This window comes from Scandinavium sp. UTDF21-P1B (assembly GCF_040750395.1).
In the GTDB taxonomy this organism is placed as follows: Bacteria; Pseudomonadota; Gammaproteobacteria; order Enterobacterales; family Enterobacteriaceae; genus Scandinavium.
This window is the reverse complement of record NZ_JBFLVD010000014.1, coordinates 66,978-84,281: the sequence shown is the minus strand read 5'-3', so window position 1 is coordinate 84,281 and position 17,304 is coordinate 66,978. Positions and strand designations below refer to the sequence as shown.

Annotated in this window: 20 protein-coding genes; 4 read left to right on the top strand and 16 right to left on the bottom strand. The window is 53.7% G+C overall.

What is annotated here, in order from left to right; translation table 11 throughout:
• Positions 1 to 141: 141 nt before the first annotated feature.
• The 4 genes from glmM to rlmE form a co-directional block, all read right to left on the bottom strand.
• Positions 142 to 1,479, bottom strand: coding sequence for a phosphoglucosamine mutase (glmM, locus tag AB1287_RS11155; protein WP_435617796.1), 1,338 nt, complete (start codon positions 1,477 to 1,479; stop codon positions 142 to 144).
• Entirely contained in the window at positions 1,472 to 2,320 is an 849-nt protein-coding gene (gene folP, locus AB1287_RS11150) for a dihydropteroate synthase (protein WP_435617795.1), read from the bottom strand. The genes glmM and folP overlap by 8 nt, the downstream gene beginning before the upstream one ends.
• A 100-nt stretch (positions 2,321 to 2,420) precedes the next feature.
• On the bottom strand, positions 2,421 to 4,355 hold the full coding sequence (ftsH, locus tag AB1287_RS11145) for an ATP-dependent zinc metalloprotease FtsH (RefSeq protein WP_435617794.1): 1,935 nt from the start codon (positions 4,353 to 4,355) through the stop codon (positions 2,421 to 2,423).
• A 114-nt stretch (positions 4,356 to 4,469) separates the two neighbouring features.
• Complete coding sequence (gene rlmE / locus AB1287_RS11140) at positions 4,470 to 5,099, bottom strand: 23S rRNA (uridine(2552)-2'-O)-methyltransferase RlmE (protein ID WP_312625412.1); 630 nt, start codon at positions 5,097 to 5,099, stop codon at positions 4,470 to 4,472.
• A 125-nt stretch (positions 5,100 to 5,224) separates the two neighbouring features.
• Between rlmE and yhbY the strand changes: the two genes are divergently transcribed.
• Entirely contained in the window at positions 5,225 to 5,518 is a 294-nt protein-coding gene (gene yhbY, locus AB1287_RS11135) for a ribosome assembly RNA-binding protein YhbY (RefSeq protein ID WP_312625410.1), read from the top strand.
• Between the two features lie 140 nt (positions 5,519 to 5,658).
• Here the strand turns inward: yhbY and greA are convergent, their stop codons facing one another.
• Complete coding sequence (greA, locus tag AB1287_RS11130; RefSeq protein ID WP_435617793.1) at positions 5,659 to 6,135, bottom strand: transcription elongation factor GreA; 477 nt, start codon at positions 6,133 to 6,135, stop codon at positions 5,659 to 5,661.
• A gap of 246 nt (positions 6,136 to 6,381) precedes the next feature.
• Here greA and dacB point away from each other — a divergent pair, with 246 nt between their 5' ends.
• Positions 6,382 to 7,815, top strand: coding sequence for a serine-type D-Ala-D-Ala carboxypeptidase (dacB, locus tag AB1287_RS11125; protein ID WP_435617792.1), 1,434 nt, complete (start codon positions 6,382 to 6,384; stop codon positions 7,813 to 7,815).
• Positions 7,816 to 7,857: 42 nt separating this feature from the next.
• Here the strand turns inward: dacB and cgtA are convergent, their stop codons facing one another.
• The 4 genes from cgtA to rplU form a co-directional block, all read right to left on the bottom strand.
• Positions 7,858 to 9,030, bottom strand: coding sequence for an Obg family GTPase CgtA (gene cgtA, locus AB1287_RS11120; protein WP_435617791.1), 1,173 nt, complete (start codon positions 9,028 to 9,030; stop codon positions 7,858 to 7,860).
• A 15-nt stretch (positions 9,031 to 9,045) separates the two neighbouring features.
• Positions 9,046 to 10,011 (bottom strand): DMT family transporter, encoded by a 966-nt coding sequence (locus AB1287_RS11115; protein ID WP_312625403.1) that lies wholly within the window; start codon positions 10,009 to 10,011, stop codon positions 9,046 to 9,048.
• A gap of 94 nt (positions 10,012 to 10,105) precedes the next feature.
• Positions 10,106 to 10,363 (bottom strand): 50S ribosomal protein L27, encoded by a 258-nt coding sequence (gene rpmA, locus AB1287_RS11110; RefSeq protein WP_007673187.1) that lies wholly within the window; start codon positions 10,361 to 10,363, stop codon positions 10,106 to 10,108.
• A gap of 19 nt (positions 10,364 to 10,382) precedes the next feature.
• The gene (gene rplU, locus AB1287_RS11105; protein ID WP_042325074.1) at positions 10,383 to 10,694 is read right to left on the bottom strand and encodes a 50S ribosomal protein L21; all 312 of its coding nucleotides are present in this window, start codon (positions 10,692 to 10,694) and stop codon (positions 10,383 to 10,385) included.
• Between the two features lie 257 nt (positions 10,695 to 10,951).
• Between rplU and ispB the strand changes: the two genes are divergently transcribed.
• Together ispB and sfsB are read left to right on the top strand one after the other, a co-directional pair.
• On the top strand, positions 10,952 to 11,923 hold the full coding sequence (gene ispB, locus AB1287_RS11100) for an octaprenyl diphosphate synthase (RefSeq protein WP_312625402.1): 972 nt from the start codon (positions 10,952 to 10,954) through the stop codon (positions 11,921 to 11,923).
• A gap of 187 nt (positions 11,924 to 12,110) precedes the next feature.
• Positions 12,111 to 12,380 (top strand): DNA-binding transcriptional regulator SfsB, encoded by a 270-nt coding sequence (gene sfsB / locus AB1287_RS11095; protein WP_312625401.1) that lies wholly within the window; start codon positions 12,111 to 12,113, stop codon positions 12,378 to 12,380.
• Between the two features lie 58 nt (positions 12,381 to 12,438).
• Here sfsB and murA read toward each other — a convergent pair whose 3' ends face one another.
• The 7 genes from murA to mlaF form a co-directional block, all read right to left on the bottom strand.
• Positions 12,439 to 13,698 carry a UDP-N-acetylglucosamine 1-carboxyvinyltransferase gene (gene murA, locus AB1287_RS11090; RefSeq protein ID WP_312625400.1) on the bottom strand — a complete coding sequence of 420 codons (1,260 nt, stop codon included), beginning with the start codon at positions 13,696 to 13,698 and terminating at the stop codon, positions 12,439 to 12,441.
• A 51-nt stretch (positions 13,699 to 13,749) separates the two neighbouring features.
• Positions 13,750 to 14,004, bottom strand: coding sequence for a BolA family iron metabolism protein IbaG (gene ibaG / locus AB1287_RS11085; protein WP_312625398.1), 255 nt, complete (start codon positions 14,002 to 14,004; stop codon positions 13,750 to 13,752).
• Positions 14,005 to 14,128: 124 nt separating this feature from the next.
• The gene (gene mlaB / locus AB1287_RS11080) at positions 14,129 to 14,419 is read right to left on the bottom strand and encodes a lipid asymmetry maintenance protein MlaB (protein ID WP_312625397.1); all 291 of its coding nucleotides are present in this window, start codon (positions 14,417 to 14,419) and stop codon (positions 14,129 to 14,131) included.
• Entirely contained in the window at positions 14,419 to 15,054 is a 636-nt protein-coding gene (gene mlaC, locus AB1287_RS11075; RefSeq protein ID WP_312625396.1) for a phospholipid-binding protein MlaC, read from the bottom strand. Before mlaC ends, mlaB begins: the two co-directional genes overlap by 1 nt.
• 18 nt (positions 15,055 to 15,072) lie before the next feature.
• Positions 15,073 to 15,624, bottom strand: a complete 552-nt coding sequence (gene mlaD, locus AB1287_RS11070) for an outer membrane lipid asymmetry maintenance protein MlaD (RefSeq protein ID WP_435617790.1) — start codon at positions 15,622 to 15,624, stop codon at positions 15,073 to 15,075.
• A gap of 4 nt (positions 15,625 to 15,628) precedes the next feature.
• The gene (gene mlaE, locus AB1287_RS11065; protein ID WP_312625392.1) at positions 15,629 to 16,411 is read right to left on the bottom strand and encodes a lipid asymmetry maintenance ABC transporter permease subunit MlaE; all 783 of its coding nucleotides are present in this window, start codon (positions 16,409 to 16,411) and stop codon (positions 15,629 to 15,631) included.
• A gap of 7 nt (positions 16,412 to 16,418) precedes the next feature.
• Positions 16,419 to 17,231 carry a phospholipid ABC transporter ATP-binding protein MlaF gene (gene mlaF / locus AB1287_RS11060; protein ID WP_312625390.1) on the bottom strand — a complete coding sequence of 271 codons (813 nt, stop codon included), beginning with the start codon at positions 17,229 to 17,231 and terminating at the stop codon, positions 16,419 to 16,421.
• Positions 17,232 to 17,304 lie beyond the last annotated feature (73 nt).

Here is a 17,304-nt window from a genome sequence, read left to right as displayed (position 1 = left end):
GTGAATACTAACCAAAGCGAATGGGCTTCGCAAGGGCAATTTTGACGCATTGTATCAAGTGCGGAAAAAAACAGCAAAAAGCAAAACCGCGCGCAACAAAAAGGCGGCAAAAGCCGCCTTTTTAAGCAGTTATCGTCACTATCAGACGGCTTTCACCGCATCGGCAATACGATTCGCGAAGGCATTTACCTGAGCATCATCTTCGCCTTCAACCATTACGCGAATCAGCGGTTCGGTACCGGATTTACGCAGCAGCACGCGACCACGACTTCCCAGGGCCGCTTCCACTTCAGCGGTCACTTTTTTCACCGTTTCATTTTCCAGCGGGTTTTCGCTGCCGTCGGTATAGCGAACGTTGACCAGCACCTGCGGGAACATCTTCATCCCGCTGCACAGATCCTGCAGCGTCATATGGTTACGCACCATTGCGGCCACAACCTGCAGCGCCGCAACAATGCCGTCACCGGTGGTGGTTTTATCAAGCAGAATCACGTGACCGGAGTTTTCAGCCCCAATACGCCAGCCCTTTTCCTGCATGGCTTCCAGCACGTAACGGTCACCGACTTTCGCACGGGTAAACGGAATACCCAGCTGCTTGAGCGCTACCTCCAGGCCCATGTTGCTCATCAATGTGCCGACGGCGCCGCCGCGCAGCTGGCCCTGACGCAATCCTTCACGAGCGATGATGTAGAGGATCTGATCGCCATCGACTTTGTTACCTTCGTGATCGACCATGATCACGCGGTCACCGTCACCGTCAAAGGCGATACCCAGATGCGCCTTCTCTGCCAACACGCGAGCCTGAAGCGCGCGAACGTCGGTTGCACCGACTTCTTCATTGATGTTCACACCGTCTGGCTCACAGCCGATAGCGATAACCTTCGCCCCCAGCTCACGGAAGACGTTTGGTGCGATGTGATAAGTTGCGCCGTTGGCACAATCGACGACAATTTTTAGCTCATTCAGATTGAGCTCATTCGGAAATGTGGCTTTGCAGAATTCGATGTAGCGGCCTGCGGCATCCACAATTCGACTGGCTTTGCCGAGTTCTGCAGAGTCCACGCAGGTGATCTCTTTTTCCAGTTCCGCTTCAATCGCCTCTTCCACCGCATCGGGCAGTTTCGTCCCATCGATGGAGAAGAATTTAATGCCGTTGTCGTAGAACGGGTTATGGGAGGCGGAAATCACGATCCCGGCCTCAGCGCGGAAGGTGCGCGTGAGGTACGCCACCGCAGGCGTTGGCATCGGGCCGGTGAAGGAAGCAGATAAACCAGCCGCAGCCAGCCCCGCCTCAAGGGCAGATTCCAGCATATAGCCGGAAATGCGGGTATCTTTGCCGATGATCACTTTGCGTGAACCGTGGAGGGCCAGCACTTTACCGGCGGCAAAGCCGAGCTTCAGAACGAAATCGGGGGTAATTGGCGCATCGCCTACGCGACCGCGAATGCCGTCGGTGCCAAAATATTTACGGTTACTCATAGCGTTTGTTTTCCTTCGCAGCAAGGGTGGCTTCCACCACGCGCATCGCTTCAACTGTCTCTTTCACGTCATGAACGCGGATAATGTGCGCCCCCTGCATTGCGGCAATCACTGCACAGGCCAGGCTGCCGCTAAGGCGTTCAGACGGACCGACGTTGAGTAATTGTCCAATCATCGTTTTTCGTGACATTCCCACTAACAGCGGCAGGTCGAAGTGGTGAAATTCTGATAAACGAGCAAGCAGCGCGTAATTGTGGGAGAGATTTTTACCGAAACCGAATCCCGGGTCGAGCAACAATTTATCTTTTGTGATGCCCGCAGCCTCGCAGCGCGCAATCTGGTCAATAAAGAAGCGATTCACATCAGTAAAGACATCGTCATACTTCGGCGCTTCCTGCATCGTGCGCGGTTCACCCTGCATATGCATCAGGCACACCGGCAGGCCTGTTTCGGCAGCGGCTTCCAGCGCGCCAGGCTCCGTCAGCGAGCGAATATCGTTGATGATATGCGCACCAACGCGTGCAGACTCGCGGATCACCTCCGGTTTGGAGGTATCGACTGAAATCCAGACCTCAAAACGCTGAGCTATCGCCTCAACCACGGGGATCACGCGGGAAAGTTCCTCCTCCACGCTCACTTCTGCCGCCCCAGGGCGCGTTGATTCTCCGCCGACATCAATGATAGTCGCCCCGGCATTGATCATCAGGTTGGCATGCTTAACCGCCTCAATCAGCGTATTGTGCGTACCACCATCTGAAAAGGAATCAGGTGTAACGTTGAGGATACCCATCACATGAGGATAAGCGAGGTCGAGATGGGTGCCCTGGGCGAAAAGTTTCATGACGGATCCCTGGTAAATTCTGGCGAAATGAGAATAAAAAAACCCCGGAGCCATCGCCCCAGGGTTTTCAGTTAAAGCAGCGTCATCAATAGCGGATAGCTTATTTGTCGCCCAACTGCTCTGACATGCTGTTACCCGGGTTTGGCGTGCGTGGTTCATCAACCGGACGCGGCGCTTTCGGGGTACCATTGCTGTCAGAGTTATTGGACGCGCCTGGATCTTCCCAACCCGCAGGTGGGCGAACATCTCGGCGAGCCATCAGGTCATCAATCTGCGGCGCATCGATGGTCTCATACTTCATGAGCGCATCTTTCATCGAGTGCAGGATGTCCATGTTGTCATTCAGGATTTGGCGAGCGCGAGCATAGTTGCGTTCAATCAGCGCTTTCACTTCCTGGTCGATGATACGTGCCGTTTCATCAGACATATGCTTCGCTTTGGCAACGGAGCGGCCGAGGAACACTTCACCTTCCTCTTCCGCATACAGCAGCGGACCGAGTTTGTCGGAGAAGCCCCACTGGGTCACCATGTTACGCGCCAGGTTCGTCGCCACTTTAATGTCGTTAGACGCACCGGTGGAAACATGTTCTGCACCGTAGATGATCTCTTCTGCCAGACGGCCACCGTACAGCGTGGAGATTTGGCTCTCCAGCTTCTGACGGCTGGCGCTAATCGCGTCGCCTTCAGGCAGGAAGAAGGTCACACCCAGCGCACGACCGCGAGGAATGATCGTCACTTTATGCACCGGATCGTGTTCCGGTACCAGGCGACCGATAATCGCGTGGCCTGCTTCGTGGTAAGCCGTAGATTCTTTCTGCGCTTCCGTCATCACCATGGAGCGGCGTTCCGCACCCATCATGATTTTGTCTTTCGCTTTCTCAAACTCGACCATGGAAACCACACGCTTGTTGCCGCGAGCGGCAAACAGAGCAGCTTCGTTAACCAGGTTCGCGAGATCTGCACCGGAGAAGCCTGGCGTACCACGCGCGATGATTGCCGCGTCGATATCAGGTGCCAGCGGTACGCGACGCATGTGCACTTTCAGGATCTGCTCACGGCCACGAACATCCGGAAGACCAACCACAACCTGACGGTCGAAACGGCCTGGGCGCAGCAGCGCCGGGTCAAGCACGTCCGGACGGTTAGTTGCCGCGATAACGATGATACCTTCGTTACCTTCGAAGCCGTCCATTTCAACCAGCATCTGGTTCAGCGTCTGCTCACGTTCATCATGACCACCGCCCAGGCCTGCGCCACGCTGGCGGCCTACGGCGTCGATTTCATCGATGAAGATAATGCAAGGTGCCGCTTTCTTCGCCTGTTCAAACATGTCACGCACACGAGATGCACCGACACCCACGAACATTTCAACGAAGTCAGAACCGGAAATAGTGAAGAAAGGCACTTTCGCTTCACCAGCGATAGCCTTAGCGAGCAGGGTTTTACCGGTCCCCGGAGGGCCAACCATCAGCACGCCTTTTGGAATTTTACCGCCCAGCTTCTGGAAGCGGCTTGGCTCACGCAGGTATTCAACCAGCTCGCCAACTTCCTCTTTCGCTTCATCGCAGCCTGCAACGTCAGCAAAAGTGGTTTTGATCTGATCTTCGGTCAGCATCCGCGCTTTGCTTTTACCGAACGACATGGCACCTTTGCCACCGCCGCCCTGCATCTGACGCATGAAGAAGATCCAGACACCAATCAGCAGAAGCATTGGGAACCAGGAGATGAAGATAGAAGCCAGCAGGCTTGGTTCTTCAGGCGGTTCACCCACGACTTTCACGTTTTTGGTCAGCAGGTTATCAAGCAGTTTAGGATCGTTAACCGGAATATAAGTCGTGTAACGGTTACTATCTTTCTTGGTAACGTTGATCTCACGTCCGTTGATACGCGCTTCGCGAACCTGGTCCTGATTGACCTCTTGCAGAAAGGTAGAGTAATCCACCTTACGGCCATTTGACTCGCTGGGCCCAAAGCTCTGGAAGACTGACATCAGCACAACTGCGATGACCAGCCAGAGTATTAGGTTTTTCGCCATGTCACTCAAGGGATTAACCTCTTATTACAACTGTGTTAATAACAGCGTCAGGTTACTATACATCCGACGCATTTCAAACCGCTGCCGGAACGGCAAAGGCTTAAAAGCGTCAGGTTATGGTTTTCGCCCGGTCGCTACAATGTACACTTCTCGCGAACGTGCGCGGGAAGAGTCCGGCTTACGAACTTTGACTTTCGTAAACAGGGAGCGAATTTCCTTAAGGTACTCCTCGAAACCTTCGCCCTGAAACACCTTCACTAAAAAACTGCCGCCCGGTGCCAGTACATCACGACACATCTCAAGCGCCAGCTCTACCAGATACATGGCACGGGGAATATCCACCGCTGGTGTTCCGCACATGTTTGGAGCCATATCGGACATGACAACCTGGACTTTACTGTCACCTACACGTTCAAGTAACGCTTTCAGCACTAATTCATCACGAAAGTCGCCCTGAAGGAAGTCCACACCAACGATTGGATCCATCGGTAAAAGATCGCAAGCGATGATGCGGCCGCCGCCGCCGATCTGCGTCACGGCATACTGTGACCATCCGCCGGGGGCAGCACCGAGATCGACCACCGTCATTCCCGGTTTAAAAAGTTTGTCACTTTGCTGTATTTCATCAAGTTTAAACCAGGCACGGGAACGTAACCCCTTTTTCTGTGCCTGCTGAACATATTTATCGCTAAAGTGTTCCTGGAGCCAGCGGCTGGAGCTGGCAGAACGCTTTTTACCTGTCATTTAACTTTCCCATCGGGGCAGATCCTCGTACCCGGCAGCGTAAATTTTAACGGCCGATTTGGCGATAATTGAGAGATGGCGGTAGAATGAACCGTTTTCAATCCCAACGTAAGCAAAAATATACGATGAATCTGAGTACTAAACAAAAACAGCACCTGAAAGGTCTGGCACATCCGCTCAAGCCGGTAGTTATGCTTGGCAACAATGGTTTGACCGAAGGGGTACTGGCCGAGATTGAACAAGCGTTAGAACACCACGAACTGATCAAGGTGAAAATCGCCTCGGAAGATCGCGAGACTAAACTCCTTATCGTGGAAGCTATCGTTCGCGAAACCGGCGCCTGTAACGTACAGGTCATCGGTAAAACGCTGGTTCTGTATCGCCCAACAGCAGAGCGCAAAATCTCGCTGCCACGTTAAGAGTAACCTGAATTGAACACATTTGATGTGTAAAACGAGGGGTTTCCGCGGGCAGGTGAGCAAAATGCCACGCTCTTAACGTTGTTAAAAGGCCGCTAAGCGGCCTTTTTCTTATCTTTACATTTTGTAAACAAAAGTGTTTACAGGTAGTCGACCTTGACGATTTCGTATTCCACTTCTCCGCCTGGCGTCTGGATAGTCACGACGTCATCCCGCTCTTTGCCGATCAGGCCACGTGCAATCGGAGAGTTCACGGAGATGAGATTCTGCTTAAAGTCAGCTTCATCATCGCCCACGATACGCCAGCTGGTCTCTTCGTCGTTGTCCAGGTTCAGCACCTGCACGGTGGCACCAAAAATCACACGCCCGGTGTTAGGCATTTTGGTGATATCGATAACCTGAGCGTTAGAGAGTTTCGCTTCAATGTCCTTGATACGCCCTTCACAGAAGCCCTGCTGCTCACGTGCCGCGTGGTATTCGGCATTTTCTTTCAGGTCACCATGTTCACGAGCTTCGGCAATCGCTGCAATGATTTCAGGGCGACGAACGGATTTCAGGAACTCCAGTTCTTCGCGCAGTTTTTCGGCACCACGTAAGGTCATCGGAATTGCTTGCATGAGTTATACCTCTTCATCATTCTTTCAGGCACAGCGTACGCTGCAGCCCTGCACGTCCTTCTGCGACTCATCGGAAGCCAGAAGTTAAGCAAAAAGAAAACTGACCCGGAACGAAAATTCCAGGCCAGCGGCAATTTTTCTGTTTGATGCGTATTTTACCCTGAAGTTCACTATGGGTCATCGTTTACTTTACAGGGCGTTGCGCCGTAGTATGACGGCTTGTTTCCAGGCTGTTAGCGCGAGATTATGCGATTTTCCAGATTTATCATCGGATTGACCACCAGTTTAGCCTTTAGCGTGCAGGCCGCGAACGTCGAGGAGTATGTCAATCAGCTCCCGGCAGGCGCGAATCTGGCCCTCATGGTTCAGAAGATCGGCGCAAAAGCGCCGGATATCGACTATCACAGCCAGCAAATGGCGTTACCCGCCAGTACGCAAAAAGTGATCACCGCGCTCGCGGCGCTGCTACAGCTGGGCCCGGATTTCCGATTTACCACGACGCTGGAAAGCAAAGGCAGCATTGAAAGCGGCGTATTGAAAGGCGATCTTGTGGCGCGATTTGGCGGCGATCCGACGCTAAAACGTCAGGATATTCGCAATATGGTTGCCGTCCTGAAAAAATCAGGCGTGCAGAAAATTGACGGCAATGTGCTGATCGATACCTCCGTTTTCGCCAGCCACGACAAAGCGCCCGGCTGGCCGTGGAACGATCTGACTCAGTGCTTCAGCGCCCCTCCCGCCGCCGCCATTGTCGACCGTAACTGCTTCTCCGTCTCTCTTTACAGCGCGCAAAAACCCGGTGATTTGGCCTTTATTCGCGTAGCGTCCTACTATCCTGTGACTATGTTCAGCCAGGTCAGAACGCTGCAACGCGGTTCTGGCGAGGCGCAGTATTGTGAGCTGGACGTCGTGCCAGGCGATCTCAACCGCTATACGCTGACGGGGTGTTTACCGCAACGCTCTGAACCCTTGCCACTGGCCTTTGCCATTCAGGATGGCGCCAGCTACGCAGGGGCGATCCTGAAAGATGAACTTAACCAGGCGGGCATAACCTACAGCGGCACGCTGCTGCGTCAGACGCTGGTCAACGAGCCGGGCACGGTGCTCGCCAGTAAACAATCAGCACCGCTGCACGATCTGCTGAGGATCATGCTGAAAAAGTCAGACAACATGATCGCCGACACCGTCTTCCGTACCATCGGCCATGCCCGCTTCGGTGTGCCTGGTACGTGGCGCGCAGGATCGGATGCCGTCCGGCAGATCCTCCGCCAGCAGGCAGGCGTGGATTTAGGCAACACGATCATCGTTGATGGTTCCGGGCTCTCTCGTCATAACCTGATTGCGCCAGCCACCATGATGCAGGTGTTGCAGTACATCGCCCAACATGACACCGAGCTGAACTTCATCTCCATGCTGCCTCTGGCCGGCGTTGATGGTTCTCTGCAGTACCGTGCGGGATTACACCAGGCGGGCGTAGACAAGAAAGTATCGGCGAAGACTGGATCATTACAGGGCGTCTACAACCTGGCTGGCTTTATTACGACGGCCAGCGGCCAGCGCATGGCGTTCGTGCAATACCTTTCAGGCTATGCGGTAGAACCAGCCGATCAACGCAACCGTCGTATTCCGTTAGTGCGCTTCGAAAGCCGGTTGTACAAAGATATTTACCAGAACAACTAAAACAAAAAGGCTCCCGATGGGAGCCTTTTCTTTGCAGCAAACTTAGTGCTTGTAGATGAACTCGACGCCTTCTTCGTCATCTTCATCCCAGTCGTCATCCCAGTCTTCGTCATCTTCCACTTCGGCTTCTTCAAGCTGTTGGCGGTGATAGTCATCCCACATGAATTCGACTTTCTCTGGCTGCTTCTCTTCTTCTGCTTTCGCGACCGGGTTTTCGATGATGAAGGTCATCACGTCCCAGCAAAGATCCTTCACGCCCTGCTGGCTGGCAGCGGAGATCAGGTAGAACTTCTCTTCCCAGCCCAGCGCTTCAGCGATAGCTTTCGCTTTTTCTTCGGCTTCCGCTTTGTCCATCAGATCGATTTTGTTGAACACCAGCCAGCGCGGTTTTTCGGCCAGTTTTTCGCTGTATTTTTCCAGCTCGCCAATGATAATGCGGGCATTCTCAACCGGATCGGAACCATCGATTGGAGCGATGTCGATCAGGTGCAGCAGCACGCGGCAGCGCTCAAGGTGTTTCAGGAAGCGAATGCCCAGACCTGCGCCTTCCGCTGCACCTTCAATCAGGCCAGGGATATCGGCAACCACAAAGCTCTTTTCGTTGTCCATACGCACAACGCCAAGGCTTGGCACCAGCGTGGTAAACGGATAGTCAGCCACTTTTGGCTTCGCCGCAGAGACGGCACGAATGAAGGTCGATTTACCGGCATTCGGCATCCCCAGCATCCCGACGTCAGCCAGCAGCATCAGTTCAAGCTGCAGATCGCGCTTGTCGCCCGGCGTGCCCATCGTCTTCTGACGCGGAGTACGGTTAACAGAGGATTTGAAACGGGTGTTACCCAGGCCGTGCCAGCCACCTTTTGCGACCATCAGGCGCTGACCATGTTTGGTCATATCACCCATTGTTTCGCCGGTGCCCTGGTCGATAACGCGCGTACCGACCGGCACCTTCACGGTGACATCTTTACCGCGTTTACCGGTACAGTCACGACTCTGGCCGTTCTGACCACGCTCGGCGCGGAAAGATTTTTCAAAGCGATAGTCGATGAGGGTATTCAGGTTCTCATCGGCTTCCAGCCATACGTCACCGCCGTCACCGCCGTCGCCGCCGTCCGGGCCGCCACGTGGAATATATTTTTCACGACGGAAGCTGACGCAGCCATTGCCGCCATCCCCTGCCACAACCAGGATCGTTGCTTCATCAACAAACTTCATTTTACTCTCCGTAAATCATTCGCCTGAGCGGGGGAGCGGAACAACCGCTTCACGCTGACGCCACCGTCCCCATAGACGATGACCAATGGCGGAATACATCGCGCCCGCAACCACGACAAACGCACCGAGATAACCTAAAAGGTTCAACATCGGTCTGGCGAAGAAATCGGGCCAGGCCATAGATAATAAATCTGAAAATAGCAGCGTAAACAGGGGAGTCAGCGTAATCAACGCGCTCACCTGCGCCGCCTGCCAGCGCGCCATAGCCTCAGCCAGCGCACCGTAACCCACCAGGGTATTCAGCCCGCAGAAAATCAGGCAGGCCAGCTGCCAGTCGCTCAACTGGGTAATCACACCCGGCTTTGCCAGCGGCAGCAATGCTATCGTACATAAAGTGTACAGCAAAAACAGGATCTGCTGTGAGGCTAACCGTCGCAATAACACCTTTTGCGCTACGCCGTAACTGACCCATACCGTTGCCGCTCCAACGCCAAAAATAACGCCCCAGGTGTAATCCGTCAGGCGGGTAAAGATCTCCACCAGGCTGGTGTTAAAGAACATCACCAGACCACAGAGCAGCATTATCGCGCCAATGACCTGCGTTCCGCGCATCTTCTCTTTAAGAATGAAGACGCTGGCAACCATCATCCCGACGGGCGAAAGTTGGCCAATCACCTGGGAGGCGGTAGGACTTAAATACTGTAGCGACGAACTGAACAGGATAAAATTGCCGAACAGTCCTCCGGTAGCAATAGCCAGGAGCACCAGCCAACGAGGTTTACGAAACAGCTGCAGCGGTGGTAGTTTGCCCTTAATCGCGAGAATCGAACCGAGTCCAATACTTGCCATCAGAAAGCGATAGAACACCACGGTGGGCGGCTCCATGACTTCCAGCACCTGCTTCATGGCAATGGGCAATGCCCCCCAACACATCGCTGTGGTGAGCGCCAACACAATCCCAATGCCCGCCTGCTGTTTCATGCCCGCTTAATCCTGTAAGACATTTTCCGGACGTCTAATGTAAAAAGCCCCGCAACACGTTGCGGGGCTTTCATCCGTTACCGGACCGAAAAACTTACTCAGCAACGATGCTGATGTACTTACGGTTGTTCGGACCTTTAACTTCGAATTTCACTTTACCGTCTGCTTTCGCAAACAGAGTGTGGTCACGGCCGCAACCAACGTTGTTGCCAGCGTGGAATTTGGTACCACGTTGACGAACGATGATGCTACCTGCCAGTACAGTTTCGCCACCGAAACGTTTAACACCCAGACGTTTAGCTTCTGAGTCGCGACCGTTACGAGTTGAGCCGCCAGCCTTTTTATGTGCCATTTAAATCTCTCCTCAGGTCTTAGGCGCTGATGCCAGTAATTTTCACATCAGTGAACCACTGACGATGGCCCTGCTGCTTACGGTAGTGTTTACGACGACGAAACTTAACGATTTTAACTTTCTCGCCACGACCGTGAGCAACAACTTCAGCTTTGATTACGCCGCCATCAACGAAAGGAACGCCGATTTTGACTTCTTCACCGTTTGCGATCATCAGAACTTCAGCGAACTCGATAGATTCGCCAGTTGCGATGTCCAGCTTTTCCAGGCGAACGGTCTGACCTTCGCTTACTCGGTGTTGTTTACCACCACTTTGGAAAACCGCGTACATATAAAACTCCGCTTCCGCGCACGTCCTCGTGTGATTCAGAGTGCGCTATAAATATTCACAATAGGGCGCGAATATTACGCAAAAGGTGAGCCTTTGACAAGTACCATCATCGATCAATGCAGAAAAAAAACACAACGCACAAGGTAACGTTTATCTGCGTCGTTTTTTCAGTACAATCAGGTCTACAATTCTAACCCAGACTCTTCGTTATCCCTTACGGATAAGCGGTAAACAGGACATTAAGCCCGGCTTTTGCGATGAATTTAGAAAAAATCAATGAGTTAACCGCGCAAGATATGGCGGGTGTCAATGCGGCAATCCTTGAGCAACTCAATTCTGACGTCCAGCTGATCAATCAGTTAGGGTATTACATCGTCAGCGGAGGCGGGAAGCGCATTCGTCCCATGATCGCGGTGCTGGCTGCACGTGCAGTTGGCTATGAAGGAAATGCTCACGTCACCATTGCTGCGCTTATCGAATTTATTCACACAGCCACTCTGTTGCACGACGATGTCGTGGATGAGTCCGATATGCGTCGTGGTAAAGCCACCGCCAACGCCGCGTTTGGCAATGCAGCAAGCGTGCTGGTTGGCGACTTCATCTATACCCGCGCATTCCAGATGATGACAAGCCTGGGTTCACTCCGCATTCTGGAAGTGATGTCAGAGGCGGTCAACGTCATTGCTGAAGGTGAAGTCCTGCAGCTGATGAACGTTAACGATCCGAACATCACTGAAGAAAACTACATGCGCGTGATTTACAGCAAGACTGCGCGACTGTTCGAAGCGGCGGCCCAGTGTTCCGGCATGCTGGCGGGTTGTTCTGAAGAGCAAGAGAAAGGCCTGCAGGATTACGGGCGCTATCTTGGCACCGCATTTCAGCTTATCGACGATCTTCTTGATTACAGCGCAGATGGCGAAACGCTCGGTAAGAACGTCGGTGATGACTTAAACGAAGGCAAACCGACCCTCCCTCTGCTTCACGCAATGCGCAACGGCACGCCAGAACAGGCTGCGATGATTCGCCAGGCCATCGAAGAAGGTAACGGTCGGCATTTACTTGAACCCGTGCTGGAAGCAATGGCCACCAGCGGATCGCTGGAGTGGACTCGCCAGCGTGCCGAAGAAGAGGCGGATAAAGCGATTCAGTCTCTCCATTCTCTCCCCGATACGCCATGGCGCGAAGCGCTTATTGCCCTCGCCCACATCGCCGTTCAACGCGATCGCTGATCCCTTCCCGCGCAATGCGCGGGAAAGTTCAGGCAAAAACATCCTATTCTCCCTGTGCATGACGCCATCTTTATTTAATCCGAATATCGCTTCAACTTACTTGAACTTTTTAGAACTATAACGATTTAGACGGTATAGTGGATAAACCACAAAACAGATGTGGGTTGTGTATCAACAGGGAGAGAGTATGGATAAATTTATCGACTGGCATCCTGCAGACATCATTGCCGGATTACGTAAAAAAGGAACGTCGCTGGCGGCTGAATCACGAAAAAATGGACTGAGTTCTTCTACACTCGCAAATGCATTAACCCGCCCCTGGCCGAAAGGCGAAATGATCATTGCTGCCGCACTTGGCACTCAACCGTGGATTATCTGGCCGTCGCGGTATCATGATCCGCTGACGCACGAATTCATCGACCGAACTCAGCAGAGAAGATACCCAAAAAAGAAGTGAAACAGGAAAGCAGCCCCCACGTCACAAGGACGGGGGGATGCCTGAGCAGAAAGCGAAATTATTCGCCCTTGATACGTTCGATGCTTGCGCCAAGACCGCGCAGTTTGTCTTCGATGCGCTCGTAGCCACGATCGATGTGATAGATACGTTCCACCACCGTCGTCCCTTCCGCGATACAACCAGCCAGTACCAGGCTTGCAGAAGCACGTAAATCGGTCGCCATAACCTGAGCGCCAGAGAGTTTCTCTACACCATGGCAAATCGCGGTATTGCTTTCAATTTCTGCGCGGGCGCCCATACGGATGAGTTCAGGCAAGTGCATAAACCGGTTTTCAAAGATCGTCTCCGTGACCACACCTGTCCCTTCAGCCACCATGTTCAGCAGGGTGAACTGAGCCTGCATGTCGGTAGGGAAACCCGGATGCGGCGCAGTACGCACATTCACCGCTTTCGGACGCTTTCCGTGCATATCAAGGCTTACCCAGTCTTCGCCCACTTCGATGTCAGCACCGGCTTCACGCAGCTTCGCCAGTACGGCATCCAGAGTATCGGGTTGCGCGTTACGGCAAACGATTTTACCGCCAGAGATAGCAGCAGCCACAAGGAAGGTTCCGGTTTCAATACGGTCTGGCAGAACGCTGTATACCCCGCCACCGAGGCGCTCAACGCCTTCAATGGTGATGCGATCGGTGCCCTGACCGGTAATTTTCGCACCCAGCGCGTTCAGGAAGTTCGCAGTATCGACAATTTCCGGCTCGCGCGCGGCGTTCTCGATAATCGTGGTACCTTCCGCAAGCGTTGCGGCACTCATGATGGTGACAGTGGCGCCCACGCTGACTTTGTCCATCACGATGTGCGCGCCTTTCAGGCGACCATCAACAGATGCTTTTACGTAGCCTTCTTCCAGTTTGATCTCTGCGCCCAACTGCTCAAGGCCGGTAATGTGCAGGTCGACCGGACGTGCGCCGATAGCACAGCCGCCAGGCAGGGAAACCTGGCCCTGGCCAAAACGCGCCACCAACGGACCGAGCGCCCAAATGGAGGCTCGCATAGTTTTCACAAGCTCATACGGTGCGCAGAACACGTTAACATCGCTGGCATCAATCCAGACCGATCCATTGCGGCTCACTTTGGTGCCAAGTTGACTCAGTAACTTCATGGTCGTGTCGATATCTTTCAGCTTCGGCACGTTCTGAATTTCGACGGGCTCTTCGGCCAGCAGCGCGGCGAAAAGAATTGGCAGCGCCGCATTTTTGGCACCGGAGATGCTTACCTCGCCCTGGAGACGCGTTGGACCCTGAACACGAAATTTATCCATTCGTTGAAATCTCTTTTAAATTTATCTCTGCAACGGGCGACGGCCCGTTACTTAAAAACCGTTGAGTTTGCGATCGCGTTCCCACTCCTGTGGGGTATACGCCTTGATCGACAGGGCATGAATACGGTTATCAGCAATGTATTCCATCAGCGGAGCATAGACGGACTGCTGCTTTTTCACCCGGCTCATCCCTTCGAACTGTTCGCCCACGGCAATAACCTGAAAGTGACTGCCATCGCCAGAGACGTGGACTTCCTTAAGGGAGAGTGCGTTCATCAGCACGGTCTGAATTTCATGATTTTCCATGGGATAATTTCATCTGATAAAGAAAACAGCCCAACATCTTAGAGGAAAGTGCGGCGGTCTTAAACAAGCAAAAAGCCCCGACGCACAAAACGTTGGGGCTTTTAGGAGTAATACATTGAATCGATTAAGGGATCAGATCGGCCGGAAGATTATAAAGCTGCACCAGCGTGTTCATCTTTTCACTCTTCCCGGTGACAGTGACGCTCCGACCCTGCTGACGAATCAGCGCCACCAGATGCATCAGCAGCGCGACTCCCGCAGTATCCACGCGGATGATGTCACTGAGATCGATGGTATCGACGCCCTGAGTCATCTCTTCCCGCACGTCCCACAGGGAAACCAGGTAATCCTGATCCAGCTCCCCTTGCAGCAACAGTCGACCGTTATCACGCGTCCAGCGCAGAGCGTCGGCCATTATTTTTTCTGTTCCAGCGTGATCGGCTGTTTGGAAATGGACTGCAGCTGAGCGGTCAGACCGTCAATACCTTTGGTGCGCAGCAGATCGCTCCATTCGTTCTGTTTAGTCGTAATCATACTGACGCCTTCGGCAATCATATCAAACGCCTGCCAGTTCCCGGTCTGGCTGTTCTTGCGCCACTGGAAGTCCAGACGTACCGGAGGACGACCGTTAGGATCGACGATAGTGACGCGGATCGGCAGAATAGTGGCGTCACCGAGCGGTTTTTCAGGGGCAATCTGATAGGTCTGACCGTGATACATCGCCAGCGCCTGACCGTAAGCCTGTTTCAGGTATTCCCGGAACGCCGCGAAGTAGGCTTCACGCTGAGCAGGCGTTGCATCGCGATAGTAACGACCAAGCACGAGCGCACCGGCATATTTTACCTGCACATAAGGCAACAGTTCCTGGTCAACAATCTGACGCAGATAATCCGGATTAGCACGAATTTTTGGCTGCTCATTTTTAAGACGATCGAAGGTCTTCTGTGCGGCTTCATTCATCAGGCTGTAAGGGTTCGACTGATCGGCCGCATGGACGGCGGTCAGCGGGGCAATCACCAGCATGGCAACCATAAGTAAACGTTTAAACATGGCTCATTTCTCCTGAAATTAGTGCGTCGTTGCAGCAGGCGCCGTCGCGTCAGTATGGTCTGGCGACGGGCTTTGCGCATCGCCAGAATTCTTATTGTCGCCACCTTTGCTGTTGTAGAGGAACTGACCAATCAGGTCTTCAAGCACCATCGCGGATTTCGTATCCTGAATCGTGCTTCCTTCTTTCAACATCGCCGTGCCCATTTCTGGATCGTCAAAACCGACGTTCAGCGCGAGGTATTGCTCACCCAGCAGGCCGGAGGTGCGGATCGCCAGCGAACTGGTGTCCGGGATCTGGTTATATTGCTCTTCGATATCCAGCGTTACGCGCGGAAGGTAGGTTTTCGGATCGAGCGAAATGTCCGCCACGCGGCCAATCACTACTCCGCCGATGCGCACCGGAGACCTTACTTTCAGGCCGCCAATGTTATCGAAGGTGGCATACACCTGATACGTCGGCGTCGTTTTAAACGAAGTCACGTCCGCCGCTTTCAGGCAAACAAACAGCGCGGCCAGAAATGCCACCAGCAAAAACACGCCTACCCAGATTTCACTTTTTTTCGTTTGCATGAACTCAATTCCCAAACATCAGTGCAGTCAGCACAAAATCCAGCCCCAGTACCGCCAGCGACGAGTGCACCACGGTGCGGGTCGTTGCGCGGCTGATCCCTGCGGAAGTGGGGATAGCATCGTAACCGTTGAACAACGCAATCCACGTCACCGTAATGGCAAATACCACGCTTTTAATCACGCAGTTCACCAGGTCCATCCGCCAGTCGACGGCATTTTGCATTGCGGACCAGAAGAAACCTGCATCGATGCCTTTCCAGCTCACGCCAACCAGCGAGCCGCCCCAGATGCCGACGGCAACAAAAATAATGGTCAGCAACGGCAGCGAGATAACCCCCGCCCAGAAACGTGGCGCAATAACGCGGCGCAGCGGATCGACAGCCATCATTTCCATGCTCGACAGCTGCTCAGTGGCGCGCATTAGCCCGATTTCAGCGGTTAACGCAGAACCGGCACGACCAGCAAACAACAAAGCGGCAACCACCGGGCCGAGTTCACGCAGCAGCGAGAGCGCCACCAGCATGCCAAGGCTGGTTTCGGCGCTGTAGGTGGTCAGCACCAGGTAGCCCTGCAGGCCCAGCACCATGCCAATAAACACGCCCGACACCAGAATAATCAGCATCGACAGTACGCCAACGTTATACAGCTGGCGCACTAACAAGGGGGCGTGCTTGCGGAACTCCGGTTTGCCGACGATCGCGTTGAATAACATTAACCCGGCGCGGCCAAAGGTCGAGAGCGTCTTAATCCCCCGATGCCCGAGCGCGGCCAGTGCATTTAACAGCATGAGCAACTTAACTCCCTGTTCCGAGTAAATCGTGATGATAATCGCCCGCCGGGAAGCGGAAAGGCACCGGGCCGTCGGCAATGCCATCAAGGAACTGACGCACGCGCGGATCGCTGTTTTCCTGGAGCGACTGCGCGCTGCCGTGGGCGACAATTTTTCTGTCCGCCACGATATACGCGTAATCGGCGATGCTCAGCACTTCCGGCACGTCATGCGACACCACAACACAGGTGACGCCCAGCGCGCTGTTTAGCTCAGAAATCAGCTTGACCAGCACGCCCATGGTAATCGGATCCTGCCCAACGAAGGGTTCATCGAACATAATGAGATCCGGTTCGAGCGCAATAGCACGCGCCAGCGCGGCACGGCGCGCCATGCCGCCGGAGAGTTCAGAAGGCATCAGTTTAGCAGCCCCGCGCAAACCTACCGCTTCCAGCTTCATCATGACGGTACTTTTCAGCAGCGGCGCAGGCAAACGGGTGTGTTCACGCAGCGGATAAGCAACGTTGTCAAAAACGTTCATATCGGTAAACAGGGCGCCAGACTGAAAAAGCATACTCATGCGCTTACGCACCGCGTACAAACGCGAGCGCGACATCCCCGGCACATTTTCTCCGTCAAAAAGGATTTCGCCGCTGTCAGGCGGAATTTGACCGCCGATCAATCGCAGCAGCGTGGTCTTGCCGATCCCTGACGGTCCCATGATGGCTGTGATTTTACCGCGAGGTACCGACAACGAGATGTTATCGAAAATACATCGGGCGCCGCGCGTAAAGCTGACCCCGCGCACATCGACTAAATTATCCGGTGTCTCGTTCATAGGTGTCCCTTGAAAAACCTCTTCAGGTTAAGCATGGCGTGTAATCACGCTACTAACCCATCATTTTTACAGA

Bases quoted from the DNA above. Each gene is read 5' to 3' on its own strand.
- glmM (WP_435617796.1), bottom strand. From the start codon at position 1,479: ATGAGTAACCGTAAATATTTTGGCACCGACGGCATTCGCGGTCGCGTA.
- folP (WP_435617795.1), bottom strand. From the start codon at position 2,320: ATGAAACTTTTCGCCCAGGGCACCCATCTCGACCTCGCTTATCCTCAT.
- ftsH (WP_435617794.1), bottom strand. From the start codon at position 4,355: ATGGCGAAAAACCTAATACTCTGGCTGGTCATCGCAGTTGTGCTGATG.
- rlmE (WP_312625412.1), bottom strand. From the start codon at position 5,099: ATGACAGGTAAAAAGCGTTCTGCCAGCTCCAGCCGCTGGCTCCAGGAA.
- yhbY (WP_312625410.1), top strand. From the start codon at position 5,225: ATGAATCTGAGTACTAAACAAAAACAGCACCTGAAAGGTCTGGCACAT.
- greA (WP_435617793.1), bottom strand. From the start codon at position 6,135: ATGCAAGCAATTCCGATGACCTTACGTGGTGCCGAAAAACTGCGCGAA.
- dacB (WP_435617792.1), top strand. From the start codon at position 6,382: ATGCGATTTTCCAGATTTATCATCGGATTGACCACCAGTTTAGCCTTT.
- cgtA (WP_435617791.1), bottom strand. From the start codon at position 9,030: ATGAAGTTTGTTGATGAAGCAACGATCCTGGTTGTGGCAGGGGATGGC.
- AB1287_RS11115 (WP_312625403.1), bottom strand. From the start codon at position 10,011: ATGAAACAGCAGGCGGGCATTGGGATTGTGTTGGCGCTCACCACAGCG.
- rpmA (WP_007673187.1), bottom strand. From the start codon at position 10,363: ATGGCACATAAAAAGGCTGGCGGCTCAACTCGTAACGGTCGCGACTCA.
- rplU (WP_042325074.1), bottom strand. From the start codon at position 10,694: ATGTACGCGGTTTTCCAAAGTGGTGGTAAACAACACCGAGTAAGCGAA.
- ispB (WP_312625402.1), top strand. From the start codon at position 10,952: ATGAATTTAGAAAAAATCAATGAGTTAACCGCGCAAGATATGGCGGGT.
- sfsB (WP_312625401.1), top strand. From the start codon at position 12,111: ATGGATAAATTTATCGACTGGCATCCTGCAGACATCATTGCCGGATTA.
- murA (WP_312625400.1), bottom strand. From the start codon at position 13,698: ATGGATAAATTTCGTGTTCAGGGTCCAACGCGTCTCCAGGGCGAGGTA.
- ibaG (WP_312625398.1), bottom strand. From the start codon at position 14,004: ATGGAAAATCATGAAATTCAGACCGTGCTGATGAACGCACTCTCCCTT.
- mlaB (WP_312625397.1), bottom strand. From the start codon at position 14,419: ATGGCCGACGCTCTGCGCTGGACGCGTGATAACGGTCGACTGTTGCTG.
- mlaC (WP_312625396.1), bottom strand. From the start codon at position 15,054: ATGTTTAAACGTTTACTTATGGTTGCCATGCTGGTGATTGCCCCGCTG.
- mlaD (WP_435617790.1), bottom strand. From the start codon at position 15,624: ATGCAAACGAAAAAAAGTGAAATCTGGGTAGGCGTGTTTTTGCTGGTG.
- mlaE (WP_312625392.1), bottom strand. From the start codon at position 16,411: ATGCTGTTAAATGCACTGGCCGCGCTCGGGCATCGGGGGATTAAGACG.
- mlaF (WP_312625390.1), bottom strand. From the start codon at position 17,231: ATGAACGAGACACCGGATAATTTAGTCGATGTGCGCGGGGTCAGCTTT.